Source organism: Planktothrix mougeotii LEGE 06226, assembly GCF_015207485.1.
Taxonomy (GTDB): domain Bacteria; phylum Cyanobacteriota; class Cyanobacteriia; order Cyanobacteriales; family Microcoleaceae; genus Planktothrix.
Map to the genome: position 1 here is coordinate 48,531 of NZ_JADEWU010000022.1, position 13,891 is coordinate 62,421.

General features: G+C 41.0%; 17 protein-coding genes. 9 read left to right on the forward strand and 8 right to left on the reverse strand.

The window, feature by feature from the left end:
• Positions 1-19 precede the first annotated feature (19 nt).
• Together IQ236_RS11865 and IQ236_RS11870 are read left to right on the forward strand one after the other, a co-directional pair.
• Positions 20-274, forward strand: coding sequence for a UPF0175 family protein (locus tag IQ236_RS11865; RefSeq protein ID WP_193869440.1), 255 nt, complete (start codon positions 20-22; stop codon positions 272-274).
• On the forward strand, positions 264-749 hold the full coding sequence (locus tag IQ236_RS11870; RefSeq protein WP_193869441.1) for a DUF3368 domain-containing protein: 486 nt from the start codon (positions 264-266) through the stop codon (positions 747-749). Before IQ236_RS11865 ends, IQ236_RS11870 begins: the two co-directional genes overlap by 11 nt.
• 12 nt (positions 750-761) lie before the next feature.
• Here IQ236_RS11870 and IQ236_RS11875 read toward each other — a convergent pair whose 3' ends face one another.
• Positions 762-1,061, reverse strand: a complete 300-nt coding sequence (locus tag IQ236_RS11875; RefSeq protein WP_193869442.1) for a helix-turn-helix domain-containing transcriptional regulator — start codon at positions 1,059-1,061, stop codon at positions 762-764.
• Between the two features lie 215 nt (positions 1,062-1,276).
• Between IQ236_RS11875 and ndhL the strand changes: the two genes are divergently transcribed.
• The 3 genes from ndhL (at position 1,277) to trpA (ending at position 2,678) form a co-directional block, all read left to right on the forward strand.
• Positions 1,277-1,495 carry an NAD(P)H-quinone oxidoreductase subunit L gene (gene ndhL / locus IQ236_RS11880; RefSeq protein ID WP_193869443.1) on the forward strand — a complete coding sequence of 73 codons (219 nt, stop codon included), beginning with the start codon at positions 1,277-1,279 and terminating at the stop codon, positions 1,493-1,495.
• The gene (locus IQ236_RS11885; RefSeq protein WP_193869444.1) at positions 1,495-1,800 is read left to right on the forward strand and encodes a DUF3007 family protein; all 306 of its coding nucleotides are present in this window, start codon (positions 1,495-1,497) and stop codon (positions 1,798-1,800) included. Before ndhL ends, IQ236_RS11885 begins: the two co-directional genes overlap by 1 nt.
• Before the next feature lie 74 nt (positions 1,801-1,874).
• Entirely contained in the window at positions 1,875-2,678 is an 804-nt protein-coding gene (gene trpA, locus IQ236_RS11890) for a tryptophan synthase subunit alpha (protein WP_193869445.1), read from the forward strand.
• 645 nt (positions 2,679-3,323) lie between these two features.
• Here trpA and IQ236_RS11895 read toward each other — a convergent pair.
• Together IQ236_RS11895 and glpX are read right to left on the reverse strand one after the other, a co-directional pair.
• Positions 3,324-4,622, reverse strand: a complete 1,299-nt coding sequence (locus tag IQ236_RS11895; RefSeq protein ID WP_193869446.1) for a glutamyl-tRNA reductase — start codon at positions 4,620-4,622, stop codon at positions 3,324-3,326.
• Positions 4,623-4,798: 176 nt separating this feature from the next.
• The gene (gene glpX, locus IQ236_RS11900) at positions 4,799-5,836 is read right to left on the reverse strand and encodes a class II fructose-bisphosphatase (RefSeq protein ID WP_190519190.1); all 1,038 of its coding nucleotides are present in this window, start codon (positions 5,834-5,836) and stop codon (positions 4,799-4,801) included.
• A 234-nt stretch (positions 5,837-6,070) separates the two neighbouring features.
• On the opposite strand from glpX, the gene IQ236_RS11905 reads away from it, so the two are divergent.
• The 3 genes from IQ236_RS11905 (at position 6,071) to IQ236_RS11915 (ending at position 9,212) form a co-directional block, all read left to right on the forward strand.
• Positions 6,071-6,400 (forward strand): thioredoxin family protein, encoded by a 330-nt coding sequence (locus tag IQ236_RS11905; RefSeq protein WP_193869447.1) that lies wholly within the window; start codon positions 6,071-6,073, stop codon positions 6,398-6,400.
• A gap of 130 nt (positions 6,401-6,530) precedes the next feature.
• Positions 6,531-7,727, forward strand: a complete 1,197-nt coding sequence (locus tag IQ236_RS11910; protein ID WP_193869448.1) for an LL-diaminopimelate aminotransferase — start codon at positions 6,531-6,533, stop codon at positions 7,725-7,727.
• Positions 7,728-8,306: 579 nt separating this feature from the next.
• Positions 8,307-9,212, forward strand: coding sequence for an NF038130 family PEP-CTERM protein (locus IQ236_RS11915; RefSeq protein ID WP_193869449.1), 906 nt, complete (start codon positions 8,307-8,309; stop codon positions 9,210-9,212).
• A 420-nt stretch (positions 9,213-9,632) separates the two neighbouring features.
• On the opposite strand, the gene IQ236_RS11920 is transcribed toward IQ236_RS11915, so the two are convergent.
• Positions 9,633-10,247 (reverse strand): hypothetical protein, encoded by a 615-nt coding sequence (locus IQ236_RS11920; RefSeq protein ID WP_193869450.1) that lies wholly within the window; start codon positions 10,245-10,247, stop codon positions 9,633-9,635.
• 382 nt (positions 10,248-10,629) lie between these two features.
• Here IQ236_RS11920 and IQ236_RS11925 point away from each other — a divergent pair, with 382 nt between their 5' ends.
• Entirely contained in the window at positions 10,630-11,397 is a 768-nt protein-coding gene (locus tag IQ236_RS11925; RefSeq protein WP_193869451.1) for an HpsJ family protein, read from the forward strand.
• 19 nt (positions 11,398-11,416) lie between these two features.
• On the opposite strand, the gene IQ236_RS11930 is transcribed toward IQ236_RS11925, so the two are convergent.
• The 4 genes from IQ236_RS11930 to IQ236_RS11945 all read right to left on the reverse strand — a co-directional run bounded on the left by IQ236_RS11930 (position 11,417) and on the right by IQ236_RS11945 (position 13,889).
• Positions 11,417-12,799, reverse strand: a complete 1,383-nt coding sequence (locus tag IQ236_RS11930) for an energy transducer TonB (RefSeq protein WP_193869452.1) — start codon at positions 12,797-12,799, stop codon at positions 11,417-11,419.
• Positions 12,800-12,857: 58 nt separating this feature from the next.
• Complete coding sequence (locus IQ236_RS11935) at positions 12,858-13,283, reverse strand: SAM-dependent methyltransferase (protein ID WP_193869453.1); 426 nt, start codon at positions 13,281-13,283, stop codon at positions 12,858-12,860.
• 89 nt (positions 13,284-13,372) lie between these two features.
• Positions 13,373-13,615 carry a hypothetical protein gene (locus IQ236_RS11940; RefSeq protein WP_193869454.1) on the reverse strand — a complete coding sequence of 81 codons (243 nt, stop codon included), beginning with the start codon at positions 13,613-13,615 and terminating at the stop codon, positions 13,373-13,375.
• A 58-nt stretch (positions 13,616-13,673) separates the two neighbouring features.
• Positions 13,674-13,889: a chlorophyll a/b-binding protein gene (locus tag IQ236_RS11945; RefSeq protein WP_193869469.1), complete on the reverse strand. Its 216-nt coding sequence runs from the start codon at positions 13,887-13,889 to the stop codon at positions 13,674-13,676.
• Between the last annotated feature and the right edge of the window lie 2 nt (positions 13,890-13,891).

Sequence of the window (13,891 nt, forward strand, 5' to 3'; positions counted from 1 at the left end):
CCTAAAATCTATTAGAGTCATGACGATCATACCTATTGAACTCCCTCAAACTGTATTTTCTGCACTCCGTAAGAATCCCGATGAATTTATTCGTGAGATGCGGATAGCAGCGGCAATAAAATGGTACGAATTAGGAGAAGTTTCTCAAGGAAAAGCTGCTGAAATTGCTGGCTTAACTCGAACTGAATTTATTAATGCTTTGTCTCGTTATCGAGTTGATTTTATGCAATATACTGCGGAAGAACTTGCTGAGGAATTAGCCAATGTTGATTAAGCGAGTTGTCATTAATGCTTCTCCATTGATTGTTTTATTTAAGAGTCAACAAGCTGACTTACTTCCTCAGCTTTTCGATGAAATTTTTGTACCCAAAGCGGTTTGGGATGAAGTGACAGTTAATCAAAATGATGCCCCAGCGACTCAGTTACAAACCGTAACTTGGTTGCAAAGAATAGATAACCAAAATGTAGCTTCTGAAGTAGCAGCTTGGGATTTAGGAAAAGGAGAATCAGCCGTTTTAAGTTTAGCTTTAAATATGTCTAATTGTGCTGTCATTATTGACGATAGAGCAGCGCGTCGTTGTGCTCAATCCTTCAATATTATCACTTTAGGAACAGGTCGTTTACTATTACTGGCTAAACAACGAGGGTTAATTCCTTTAGTATCTCCCAGAATTCAAGCTTTGCGTGATGCGGGTTTATGGTTATCCGATAGTTTAGTACATCTTCTCAAAGAACAAGCAGGTGAGTAACTTTTTAAAGACTTAGTTTTTAACTGTTACCGTTAATTTTAACCCTAAAGTATTTAACCATAACCCTAATAAATAAATTTCTCGACTTCCCTCAACGGATAAAAAATAATTTAATTTCTCTAAATGAAGTTTAGCCTGTTCTTCAGACATTCTTTCTTCCCCCAGAGCTTCTGAAACATCTTGAAGCGCGTGTTTTAAAAGTTCAGGTTCAGGATCTTTTTCTTCTAAAATAGCATCAATATAGGCAGCCGCATGAATAGGATCTTTAAGGGCTAAAATCAGAGAGTCTTGATAATTATCACTGGTCAGCATTTTCTCGTCTCCTGTAGTCTTTCCAATATTCTATAGCTCGACAAATATCTTGACTTTGAGAACTATTCTGACAACACCTCAGAGGAGACGGGTCGGGGGAGAGGTCATACCCGTTTTTGCAGAAAATCAAATAGCCCTGTCCCTATTCCCTCCAGTGGGTGCTATAGTTTAAAATTGTCTAACGTTAGCTGCTGTTTATTGTTAAACCTGCAATTATGCTACTGATTACCCTATTGCTCTATGCTGCCCTTGCTGGTGCTTATTTATTAGTGCTTCCGGCTGCTTTATATGCCTATATGAATGCTCGGTGGTATGTAGCCAGTTCCTTTGAACGCGGATTTATGTACTTTTTAGTCTTCTTCTTTTTCCCTGGATTAATTCTTCTCGCTCCTTTTATAAATTTACGCCCTCAACCCCGAAAAATGGCAAACTAATGCGACGAATTGATGTCATTGTCATTACAATTCTTGTCTTTTTGAGCGGTGGATTGATTTACCTAATCTTCCAAGGGATAGGGTTTGATAGCGTCGATGCCGGGATCTGGAGTCAAGCGGTTTTAGTGGGCGGTTTAGTTATTTGGTTACTGACTTATTTATTTCGAGTTGGTACTCATAAAATGACCTATAACCAACAACTTAAAAACTATGAAGATGCAGTATTACAAAAACGACTGGAAGAAATGACTCCAGAAGAACTTGCTCAACTTCAAGCTGAAGTTGAAGAAGAGAAAAAGAGTTAAGTCTTTTATTTTTCTCTTCTTCAATGGATCTGAAATTATTGGATAATTAATTAGTTTATTTGAGTTTAATTTGAATGAATTCTGTTTCTCAATGCTTTGAAGCTTTACGAGTTTCGGACAAAAAAAACTGTGCTTTAATTCCATTTATTACCGCCGGTGATCCGAACTTAGAAACAACAGCGAAAGCCTTACAAGTTCTGGATCAAAATGGAGCCGATTTAATCGAATTGGGGGTTCCTTATTCTGACCCCTTAGCAGATGGGCCTGTCATTCAAGCCGCAGCAACTCGTGCATTACAAAAAGGAACTCGTTTAGATCAAGTATTAGAAATGGTGGCAACGGTTAGCCCAACGCTGAAAGCCCCCATTATTTTATTTACCTATTATAATCCCATTTTGCATCGAGGGATTAAACCCTTTTTAGAACAGATTTATCAAGCCGGGGCGAGGGGTCTAGTTGTACCGGATTTACCCTTAGAAGAAGCCGAAACCTTACTAGAACCTGCCCGTCAAATTGGGATAGAAGTCACGTTACTGGTGGCACCGACTAGCCCTAAAGAACGAATTGAATTAATCGCCCGTCAATCTCAAGGGTTTATTTATTTAGTCAGTGTGACCGGAGTGACAGGAATGCGTACCCAAGTCCAAACCCGTGTTGAAGATATTCTCAAGGAAATGCGAAATCTCACGGATAAACCCATTGGAGTTGGGTTTGGCATTTCTCAACCCGAACAAGCCACCCAAATGCGAGATTGGGGTGCGGATGCGGTGATTGTTGGAAGTGCTTTTGTGAAACGGTTAGCTCAAGGAACACCGGAACAAGCCTTAGCAGATATTGGTCGATTTTGTCAAGATCTAAAAACCGCAATCCAAAATTAAAATACAGGACTTGCTTTGCAAGTCCCTATTCAGGGGAATAAATGTAGCAATTGTAATGTTTTTTGAAGAGCAATGTAGCCTGTTCGACAATTTTTGTGTATAATTTTGAGCAGATGTGTTGTTACTAAATACACTCTGATCTACTTGATTTTTTAATGACTAGGCGAACTTTGACGGGTTTCATTGAAAAAAAGCAAGAACGCTGGAAGTATTGTGCTCCCATAAACACATCACTTCCAGCTCCTTGAAACCCTCGTAATGTGCCTTTCTGTTTTTTATTATTGCAAGCTTGCTTAGGGATTTCAAGAGGTCTTTTGCAATCACCCACTTTTTAGATTAGGGGTGTCTATAAATCCCTTGGCTGGCTGTTTTTAGTTATTTTTTGCTCTAGGGAGAAAGCAAACTCAATAGTTTTAATGTCCTCGGCTAAACCTGATCGCCCTTTTTACAGGGGATTCTGGCTTGATTCTCAATTAATGATGGTCTGTCAAACTGGGGTGAAACCTTGGTTCTTCGTGGGCTGTAATCCTTGGAGATTGTTATTAGTTCCCCTATCTCCCTAGACAAATAGGGTTAACGACGATCAAAAACTGTTTTTGATCGTCGCGTTATTGGTAGAAACAATCCAGGAAAAACAGATCCCACCTAACTATATTGCTGGCTGGAATTTTTTTCAGGCTCTAAATTAAATAAGGTTTGTAAGGTTTGCATCGCCCGACGTCGAGCTTCAATATCCTGTTGAGCGCGAAGTTGTACCATCGGGTCGTGGAGAATTTTATTCACAATTCCTCGCGTTAAGGCTTCTATGACTTCTTGATGCTTATCAGCAAATTCTGAACCTAAGCGAGATAAGGCTTTTTCTAACTCCTGTTCTCGAATTCCTTCAATTTTATCCCGTAAACAATTAATCACGGGTACTGTTTCCAAACTTCGCCACCAAACATCAAAGGCTTGTACTTCCTCTTCTAATAAAACTTCGGCTTCCTGAGCCATTTGACGGCGACTTTCATGGTTTTGCGCGACAACGGCTTTTAAATCATCCACATTATAGGCTTGAACATTTGCCAATTCACTCACATCTGTAGCAACATTTCGCGGAACAGAAATATCCACTAACATTAAGGATTGAGAGACGGTTAAGATTGTTTCTAATTTAGCCCGATCTACAATGGGTTCTGTAGCTGAGGTACTGGTAAACACAATATCAGAATCCGCCATCACAGACATCATTTCCGACATTGTATAAATCTGTATATTAGCATCGGGAAATTGATTTGCTAATTCTTTTGCCCGTCCTAAAGTTCGATTCAAAATTGAAATTTGGTTTGCACCTTTAGAGATTAAATGCTGAACCAATAGGCGAGACATTTTACCAGCCCCTAAAATGACAACGCGATAATTACTTAAGTTCTGCACTTTCATTTGAACTAATTCCACCGCAGCAGAACTAATTGAAACTGCACCTGTACCAATGCTAGTTTCGGTTCTGACCCGTTTTCCGGCTGTTAACGCTTGGGTAAATAAACGGTTCAGAATGCGACTAATCCCTTTATGTTGTTGACTTAATTTATGAGTTTGTTTAACTTGGGATAAAATTTGTCCTTCCCCTAAAACTAAACTATCTAAACCCGCCGCCACTCGCATTAAGTGCATAATGGCATCATCATGAAGCAGGGTAAATAAATGGGGACGTAATTGATGTAAAGATAACTTACTTTTTTCTGATAAAAATTGAGTCACTTCCCGAATTCCGGGTTGAGTTTCTGTGGCGACTAAGTAAATTTCTAAACGGTTACAGGTGCTGAGAATCGCAACTTCTTCAATATGAGGATAACTTAATAAATGAGCGATCGCAGCTTCTAACTGAGGTTCAGGAATACTCAATTTTTCGCGAACTTCAACAGGCGCGGTCTTATGGCTTAAACCGACAACAGCAATATTCATACAAAAGTTGTTATAAATACGGGTTGAAAAATGGGTAATTAAACAGTAAACAGTTATCAGTAAACAGTTATTAGTCGTTAACCGTTAATCGTTAATCGTTAATCGTTATCAATGGGTGGATAAAAACCAATAACTGATAACTGATAACTGATAACTGATAACTGATAACTGATTACTTAGCGCAACTGAATATTCTTAGGTGACTCAAACATATGGATAGTATCCACAAAACGAGCCGTTTTCGACTGAGAAGAAATGACTAAACTTTGAGTCCGAGCACCACCGTTAAAGAAGCGTACCCCTTCCATTAAAGTACCCGGTGTAATTCCACAGGCTGCGAATAACACCGTTTGACCAGAAGCTAATTCCTCTGCATTATAGACTTTATCCGGTTCAGTAATTCCCATTTCTTTGAGGCGAGCAATATTGCCTTCTTTGCTTTCCCCAATTAATCCGGTTTTCACCACTTCAGGATCATAAATTAACTGACCTTGGAAGTGACCACCTAAAGCCCGCATTGCCGCCGCAGAAATCACGCCTTCGGGTGCAGCCCCAATTCCCATGAGTGCGTGAATATTCGTTCCCGAAAAGGCACAGGAAATCGCAGCCGAAACATCACCATCACTGATCAAACGCACACGGGCACCAGCCGTCCGAATTTCATTGATCAGATCTTTGTGACGGGGACGATCCATCACCACCACCACTAAATCCTCAACGGCGCGGTTCATGCAGTCGGAGAGAATTTTCAGGTTTTCAGTGGCGGATTTATTAATATCAACATGGCCTTTAGCTACCACAGGCGCTGCTAACTTCTTCATATAGAAGTCAGGTGCTGCAAATAAACCGCCTTTTTCAGAAATGGCTAATACAGCCATCGATCCATTTTGACCGTAGGCGACTAAGTTTGTCCCTTCGCAAGGGTCAACGGCGATATCAATTTCGATCAGTTCATCGGGGTTACAATATTTGGCAGCATCTTCTTGAGTACAGATGCCGACTTGTTCACCAATATAAAGCATAGGGGCTTCATCCCGTTCCCCTTCTCCAATTACGATCCGTCCTCTCATGTGAATTTGGTTCATGCGTTGACGCATGGCTTCCACCGCCACATGGTCGGCTTCATTTTTGTCTCCCTTACCCATCAAACGAGCAGAAGCGATCGCAGCTTGCTCGACGACTTCAATAATCTCTAATCCAATAACATTATCCACAGAATTTTCTCCTCCCAACAGTTTGAGATTGCCGGATTGATTACATACTCCCAGTGTTTTAGTCTATCAGAGGGGGGGATATTCCTTTGCATTTAACAGCGTATAGTTTTTGTTAATTTTTACTGCATTTCAACCTAAACTCAGTGGCAAGGGGATAGTCTGCCCGACTTAAGAGTGCTAAGACAGTTTAATCTGGAATAAAGATTTGTATCGAAGTCAATCACGCAAATACCCATGAGTAATAACGTTCTTGTGATTCGAGATTCACAATTTGACTCCGAAGTCCTGAAAGCTGAACAACCCGTTTTAGTTTATTTTTGGGCAGATTGGTGTGGCCCTTGTCGGCTCGTCTCCCCGTCCATAGAGGCGATCGCCACCACCTATCACGAGCAAGTAAAAGTGGTTAAGATGGAAATAGACCCCAATCCCGATACCGTCAAACTGTGTAAGGTTGAAGGAGTTCCGGCTTTGAGATTATTTAAAAGTCAAGAGATTGTACAATCTCATGAGGGGGCGATTAGCAAACCTAAGTTGATCGAATGGCTCAACACGGGTTTGTCATAAAACAGTAATCAGTCAACAGTTATCAGTTATCAGTCATGAGTTAGTAGGGGTTGACTACAGACTAAAAACTAAAAACTCACGATTGATAACTGATAATTGTTAACTGGCAACTGACAACTGATAACTGATTATGAAATTTGCTAATCGTTTAGACCTGTTACGCTCTAATGTTTTTGCTGATATGGATCGAGCCAAAGCCAAGGCTGTATTAGCAGGACAGGATTTAATTGATTTATCCTTGGGTTCTTCAGATTTACCCGTTGCTGATCATATTATTACGCCGATCCAGGACTCTGTGTCTGATCCCGCTACTCATGGTTATCTGTTATTTCGCAATACTCAAGGGTTTCGAGAAATCGTTGCTCAGTGGTATACCAATCGTTATGGCATCGCCGTTAATCCTGAAACGGAGGTTTTGCAACTCATTGGTTCCCAGGAAGGAACGGCCCATTTACCCTTAGCCATTCTCAACCCTGGTGATTTTGCCTTATTACAAGATCCCGGTTATCCCTCCCATATTGGCGGCGTATACTTAGCGGGGGGTCAAATGTATCCCATGCCCTTACGGGCGGAAAATGGCTTTTTACCCGTGTTTGAGGAAATTCCAGAAACAGTCTTAGCCCAAGCTCGGATGATGGTGTTGAGTTATCCTCATAACCCGACATCTGCAACGGGGTCTTTATCATTCTTCCGTCAGGCTGTGGCCTTTTGCCAAAACCATGATTTAGTTTTAGTTCATGATTTTCCCTATATGGATTTTGTGTTTCCAGACGGAGAAGATCAGACGGTTGCAGAATTAGCTCCCTCAATTTTACAAGCTGATCCCGATAAAAGCGTTTCGATTGAGTTCTTTACCTTTTCTAAGTCCTACAATATGGGCGGGTTCCGCATTGGCTTTGCCATTGGGAATGCGGAGTTAATTTTGGCTTTACGCCAGATTAAGGCAACGGTTGATTTTAACCAATATATCGGGATTTTGAATGGGGCGATCGCCGCTTTAACGGGGCCACAGGATCATATTATTCAGAATATGGGGATTTTCCGTCAACGACGGGATGCGTTTATTCAAGCGATGCAGGATATCGGTTGGAATGTCCCCAAACCCAACGCCACGATGTATATTTGGGCTAAACTACCCGAACCCTGGTTACAGGATTCTATTGGGTTCTGTCGTCAACTGGTGGAACAAACGGGAGTAGCGGTTTCTCCAGGGGTTGGGTTTGGCAAATCGGGGGAAGGATATGTGCGGTTTGCCTTAGTCCATCCTCCAGAAGTCTTAGTTACGGCGGTTAATCGCATGGCTAAGTTTTTACAATCATCTCTATAAACCTTCAACCCTTGATTTTTTAGGGTTTTCACTCTTTTTTTGTTCATCCCCTGTTCTAGCATTTGCCTGGAAACAGGGTTTTTTCAATGGAAATTCCCTAAAAACCGAGGATGAACGCTGGGTAATATATAGTTCTGTCGGACTCTCTTTTTTCTAGGGGAAATTACGCAAAGTAGAAGCTCGTTAATTTTTTGAAAAACCTCAATTCCGTAAATCTACGGATATTGATTAATCTTATTTCTAGTTGAAATTACAGATTTACCCAATCTTTACATAAATCCCGATAAATTGACCAAAAGTTTATAGACATCTGCACGAGATTGTTTATAATAACAACAGAGAAACAAAAGAACTCGAAAAGCTTACTAGCTCAAAGCGTTCAGAAACTCACTATTAAACTTGGGTGCTAAAGTTCTTACAAGAAATGAGAACTTTATATATTAAGAAAACCTAGTCAGCAATCATCGTCTAAAGTGACATGAATCACAAAAAAATCTAACAAAATCGATTTTAATTAAGATTCAGCATCACACTATAGACAAAATTCTAAGAAAACCTTCTACTTTCTGGAGAAAACCCATGGCAGCTTTATTAAAAAAACTCTTAATTGGCACTTCCGTCGCAGTGGGAATGAGCGCGGTTGGAATAGCCCCGGCTTTTGCTGGGAGCTTAACAGGGGTTAACGTTAGCGGTCAACACCTCACCTACGGATACAACGGAAGCCAAACCTATAAAGTTGACAATAATGCTGCTAACTGGGCAGCTGCTCTGGAAGCAGGCGCGGGTAATATTGAGTTAGCTGGTCAAACTGGATCTCCTAACACATTTGGCTTTGGAACCCCCGATGGCTGGGGAGGATACGAAAATCAACAAGCCTCCACGTTAACAGGTTTCATGGGGGGCAAAAAATATACGTTTAGCAGCTTAACCTACGATGACTGGTATTATACGTATGATGAAAATGGCAACAGTTTAGCTGATACTTGGTTTACTGATGCTTGGAATAATGAAGGATCTGGTTTAGAAGCTTATGTAAAAAAAACGTTAACAGCTTATAAGTTTGATGTTGATGAAATAGATGTTGAAACCGCACTGTTCGGGTTACGAGCCTTGGGCAAAGACGTAGATCTGTTTTCACGGGTAAGTAATGCCAATATTGACTATGTAAATGATGATAACGGAATGCTCAATCTGGGATTAGTGGGTCACTGGGATCACATTTCTGGGTTAAAGTTCAGTGAAGTCCTGAAAGTGACAATAGGCGAAGGCGACAATGCTCTTACAAAATTCCTGTACAAAACCGGTCAAGCGGATGAACAAACTGGATACACGGAAAAAACCGATAATGTTTCCCACAGTGGTCTTTATCGTTTCGGTCTAGCCATTCCTAATGATGTGGCTTCTGTTCCTGAACCCTCTGCAATGTTCGGTTTGATAGCATTGGGCGGTTTATTCGCAGCCAGCAAACGCAAAAATCATTCATAAGCTTAATTACAACTACTAATCATTGACGCTTAAGCAATCACAGAGGAGCCAAACTCCTCTTTTGCTGTCTGTAGAAATAGCAGTTTTCAGATTCTTTGCGTCTTTGTGGTTAAATTGCTAACTGCTATACCGCTACGCGCAAGGGAACACCGAACAGTAAGAAGTGAAAGGGTTTGCTGGATTCACTCATTGTCAAACACCAATCATGGGTAGCACTATCAGAACTTACGCACAAGGGGATAAAAAACCCGGTTTCTCCTGAAGGCTAAGAACTATAAACTTAATTTTGGGTTCAGAAACCGGGTTTTTGCGTAAGTCCTAAAAATATAACTCATCTTAAGCCCATTTGCCTGTTCCCCTAATCAAAAACCCCTCCTTAACCGGGAAGGGTTGTGATGATTGGAAATCAGCATTTGAGGTTTAGCCTTGGGAAGGTAAACTGAGTTGGGTAGAAGAGTTATTCAGGGTTTTGGGAAGATTTAACAAACTTTTACCCGCAAAAACAGAGTCCGTGGGAGTTGTACAAGCATAAGCAGCACCACCATTTGGCAAAGTGGCAAATCCAGGACAAGTTCCCCAGATACATTGAGACGCTGCTATATATTTATCGTTGTCTTTATTTTTTACACATTTAGCCCAGGCTTCTGGGTCAGTTCCAGAGCTAGCGCATTGCAGGGTTAAGGATAAACCAATGGCTTTAAGAGCACAACCAGCCTGAACTTTGCAAACACCAGTTCCATAATTTTTGGTGTAGACAAGGGCACCAGTGGGAGGTGAGCTTGTACTAACGGTGGTTCCTGTGTACAAACCACCCATTTTACTAGGAGTTTTCAGCAGGGTTGTAGAAGTAATCTTTAATTGTTTGGAAACAGCGCTAAGGACATTTACCTGTTCTGTCGTTAAAGTGACTTTTTTATTAAGAACATCATTGAGGTCAGTGCTATCGACACCGAAAACCCCCGCCTGGGATGGGGCTGCTAATCCCGTGACCATGAATAAACCTGCGCCAGCAATAGAGGTTAGTAATTTTTTCATAGGTGTATTTTTGAGTTAGGGGAGATAAAAATTTATGAGTTTACAGTAATGGTTATGGTGTTTTCCCATCAGTATTAAGGGAACGCACTAACCTGATTTCTTCATTGATTATAGCTCTCTCAACTGCTCTGGGTCAATGGAACAATGTAAAACTCAGGTAAAATCATCAAAGCATTTACAAAGTTTATGTAAAGTAAAATCGAATACTATACAAATTGCAATTTCAGTACGAATACGGATATGACAACAGGTTAAGTCAATGGTTCAGGGAATGACATCAGCCAAGGGAGAACCTTTTGAGGTAATATCAGGAAGATTTGCAATCCCAGGTAATTTTAAACCTGAGAGTATTAAGGAATAGTTATTTTGGAAAAATATGACTATGAAATCCACAAATTCTCGTAAAATTCCATCTCAAGCAGCTGGTTTTTTAAAATTAGCAGGAGTAATTTTATTTTTTGTTTCGGTTGTTAATATTGTCTTACTATTTTTTCCTCTAAAACTAGGAGATGTGGAATGGCAAGTTCAGTTTACCAGCCAAATGGTTGAGCAGGGAATTATTCCTGTTTTAGCGATCGCCTTAATGTTTTGTGCCTATGGCTTAGAGGATTTAGCGGGAGTTTCAGCCGATGAGACTCAATCCAAATTTAATAGTTTAAAATTTTGGGTTTATTTGATTTCTGCGATTTTGGGAGTTATTTATTTATTATTAATTCCCATTCATGTCAGTAGTGTTTCTGCCGCCAGTAATCAAACCATTGAAAAAGCCAATCAAGAAGCTGAACAAGCCAAAAAACAAGTGTCTGAACAGTTGCAACTCCAACAGACTCAAATGACCGATTTATTACAAAATAATCAAAAACTAGAAGAATATGTCGCTAGTCAACAACTAACGCCGGAAGAATTAGAACGCTTAGAACAATTTAAAAAGAATCCCGAAGCTTTAAATCTGCAAGCTACAGCATTAAATGAACAATTTAAACGGGATATTGAAGAACGACGTCGGCAAACCGAAACGAAATCTAAACAAGGAAGTTTTAAATCCAATGTCAGAATTGGCGTAACCAGTTTGCTGTTAGCCAGTTGTTATCTCACCATCGGTTGGAGTGGATTAAGAGAAGGAAAAGCCCGTAAAAAAGCTCGTCGTTAGTCCACTCCTAACTTTTAATTTAAGGATTAGATTCAGGTTGAGGTTGGGGGGAAGGAGATTGTTCGGGGTTGGGTTGGTCAGACTCCGGGGGTTTTTGTTCAACTGGGTTAGCAGGTTGTTCTGTTTCCGAGGTCGGTGGCGTGGGTTGTGCGGGAGGAGGGGAAGAAACCGCAGGCGTATTAGCAGGTTGGGGAGTTGGATTATTAACGGTTTTGCAATTCTCCTCACTATTAAACTGAAATTGAATTTGATAAGCTTTCGGTGAATTGGTTGGGTCAAACTTCATTTCCCCAACAGCCGCTTTTGCCGCATCATCCAACACCGGATAACCTGTGGCTAATAACAATTCTGGCCCTTGTAAAATCTCCCCGGTTTCACTCACCGCTACCCCAATTAACGCTTTCCCCGTTAGCTTTTGTTCACAAGCTGCATTGGGATATAAATTATTAACTCCGATGGGAGAGGTGGTTTCTAAATTAGGATAGTTGGTAAGTAAACCATTGACCCAGTTCAGATAGGAACTTCCGCCTTGTAACATGGCTGTTTGCTGTTCATTAACGACACCTTCGGGGGGTTGGGGGTTGGAAGTAGAAGGTTGTTGTTGTAAACCCTTTTCCAGTCCTGCCAAAATTGAACCTTTGGGGTGAGACGGTTGAACGTTAGGATTATTTTCAGGGGGTGGGGTATTAGTAGGATTATCGTTTTGATTGGGGGTTTTAGGGCCACAATTGGCATTATTAAACATGGGGGGACAATCAACATCCTGGCCCAAATCTCGGATTAACTGTTGTCGCAAGGCTAATTCATCATTTGGGGGTAAACTTCCCGGTTGTTTTAACTGTCCAGATTGTTCAGGGGGAGGGGGAGAATTAGAGTTATCGAAACCTAAAGGGGGCCCTGGAACAAAGGATAAAGACGGATTAGAGTTAGGGGTAAATCCTAGAGAACCGGAATTGAGATTCTTAGAATTAGATTCTTGAGAAACAACGGGGGGTAAACGATAGCTGGGTAAACTGGGGGAATTACTGGGGGGTGGTAAGGGAATATTCGTTGGCCACACCGGGAGGGATGACGCCTGCATAAAGTCTTCCGGTGCAGGGGGGGGAACAATATTATCAGCCGAAGGGACGGGAAGAACCGATAAAGACGGGGAAAGGGAGTTTAAGGGGGTAAACGATAATTTGGGGGGAGGGGCCGGATAAACGCGACTAATTTGTTCAGGAGAGAGTTCAACGACTTGAACCGTTGGGGGTAATTTAATCGATTTAGAGTAAAAATTAAGATATTGAATATTGGCAGCAAATAAACCATGAACGCCCAAGGATGCCAACACACACAACACAACGGGTGGGCGAAAGGTAGGGGGAAAAAATTCAGTTACGGATGTTGTCGAAGCCGTCATAATAAACGTTAAAGTTTAAACTTGAATAAAATTACAAATTTAATTAATCCTATCTGTTTTAGCACGTTTGCTTCCCAGTGTGAGCCAGGGTTGTTTTGATAATCAAGATAGAAAAATAGGATAAACGCAAATGGGGGCGATCGCTTAACCCAGTATAAATAACTTGGTTAGGTAGGGTCGCCCTTTCTACAATATAAGCCTGTTCTAGCAAATTGAACCGTTGTAACACGTCCCAAACTTGCTGATAAACGGAACTCACTTTCATCAACACCACAACATCCGCCTGGTGCAGGGTTGTTTCTAAGTCGGCGATCGCATAAATTGCAGGTAAAATTGCCAACTTTTGATCCCGAATGGTGAGGGGAATACCCAAACTTGCTACCGCCGCGAGGGGAGAACAAATTCCAGGGATGGTCTGCACTAGAACTTCAGGACGAAATTTTTTCAGGGTTTGTGCCAAATAGGTGAAGGATTCCCCATTCATTATTAATCATCACAAAAAAAGCCCTCGAAAATATAATTTTCAGGACTTAATAAATCTGATTAGATAGGAAGTACAAAATACCGAATAATTTAAGCAATATTACTAAAAATTATTGCTCCTAAAGCCCCGGCAACACCTACAGCAATCAATAAGTTTGTGAAGAAACGACCTGATTCTTGATTAAAGCCTAGCACCTTATCTTCTTGACCTGCGGTAAAGAACAATGACCAGGCTTGGTTGGCATTGATCACTTCAGAGGAAGTATTAAAACTGGGTCTAAATACAACAGGGCCTAGTAAGTAGTAGTTAGGAAAGTTAAAGTCAGTTTTCATTGGGATTCTCCAAAATAATAGAAATTAATCAGTACAAAATCTCTTGACAATATTGTTTTTATAGACTTGTTAGCCAGCCAATCAATCCATGTCCAGTCAGGACTTCCATGGCCAATGCTGAAACAAATCCAATCATTGCTAACCGACCATTGAGTTTTTCGGCGTATTCGCTGAAGCCAAACTGCTGGGCATCATCGACATACATTTTGGGTTCAACGGCATAAACATTAGCTCGCCCACCATCTTCAATGATTTGTCCGCGAGTTGTGATCATCT

What these genes read in the sequence shown, in the direction of transcription:
- IQ236_RS11865 (WP_193869440.1), top strand. Translation starts at nt 20, where the DNA reads ATGACGATCATACCTATTGAACTCCCTCAAACTGTATTTTCTGCACTC.
- IQ236_RS11870 (WP_193869441.1), top strand. Translation starts at nt 264, where the DNA reads ATGTTGATTAAGCGAGTTGTCATTAATGCTTCTCCATTGATTGTTTTA.
- IQ236_RS11875 (WP_193869442.1), bottom strand. Translation starts at nt 1,061, where the DNA reads ATGCTGACCAGTGATAATTATCAAGACTCTCTGATTTTAGCCCTTAAA.
- ndhL (WP_193869443.1), top strand. Translation starts at nt 1,277, where the DNA reads ATGCTACTGATTACCCTATTGCTCTATGCTGCCCTTGCTGGTGCTTAT.
- IQ236_RS11885 (WP_193869444.1), top strand. Translation starts at nt 1,495, where the DNA reads ATGCGACGAATTGATGTCATTGTCATTACAATTCTTGTCTTTTTGAGC.
- trpA (WP_193869445.1), top strand. Translation starts at nt 1,875, where the DNA reads ATGAATTCTGTTTCTCAATGCTTTGAAGCTTTACGAGTTTCGGACAAA.
- IQ236_RS11895 (WP_193869446.1), bottom strand. Translation starts at nt 4,622, where the DNA reads ATGAATATTGCTGTTGTCGGTTTAAGCCATAAGACCGCGCCTGTTGAA.
- IQ236_RS11905 (WP_193869447.1), top strand. Translation starts at nt 6,071, where the DNA reads ATGAGTAATAACGTTCTTGTGATTCGAGATTCACAATTTGACTCCGAA.
- IQ236_RS11910 (WP_193869448.1), top strand. Translation starts at nt 6,531, where the DNA reads ATGAAATTTGCTAATCGTTTAGACCTGTTACGCTCTAATGTTTTTGCT.
- IQ236_RS11915 (WP_193869449.1), top strand. Translation starts at nt 8,307, where the DNA reads ATGGCAGCTTTATTAAAAAAACTCTTAATTGGCACTTCCGTCGCAGTG.
- IQ236_RS11920 (WP_193869450.1), bottom strand. Translation starts at nt 10,247, where the DNA reads ATGAAAAAATTACTAACCTCTATTGCTGGCGCAGGTTTATTCATGGTC.
- IQ236_RS11925 (WP_193869451.1), top strand. Translation starts at nt 10,630, where the DNA reads ATGAAATCCACAAATTCTCGTAAAATTCCATCTCAAGCAGCTGGTTTT.
- IQ236_RS11930 (WP_193869452.1), bottom strand. Translation starts at nt 12,799, where the DNA reads ATGACGGCTTCGACAACATCCGTAACTGAATTTTTTCCCCCTACCTTT.
- IQ236_RS11935 (WP_193869453.1), bottom strand. Translation starts at nt 13,283, where the DNA reads ATGAATGGGGAATCCTTCACCTATTTGGCACAAACCCTGAAAAAATTT.
- IQ236_RS11940 (WP_193869454.1), bottom strand. Translation starts at nt 13,615, where the DNA reads ATGAAAACTGACTTTAACTTTCCTAACTACTACTTACTAGGCCCTGTT.
- IQ236_RS11945 (WP_193869469.1), bottom strand. Translation starts at nt 13,889, where the DNA reads ATGATCACAACTCGCGGACAAATCATTGAAGATGGTGGGCGAGCTAAT.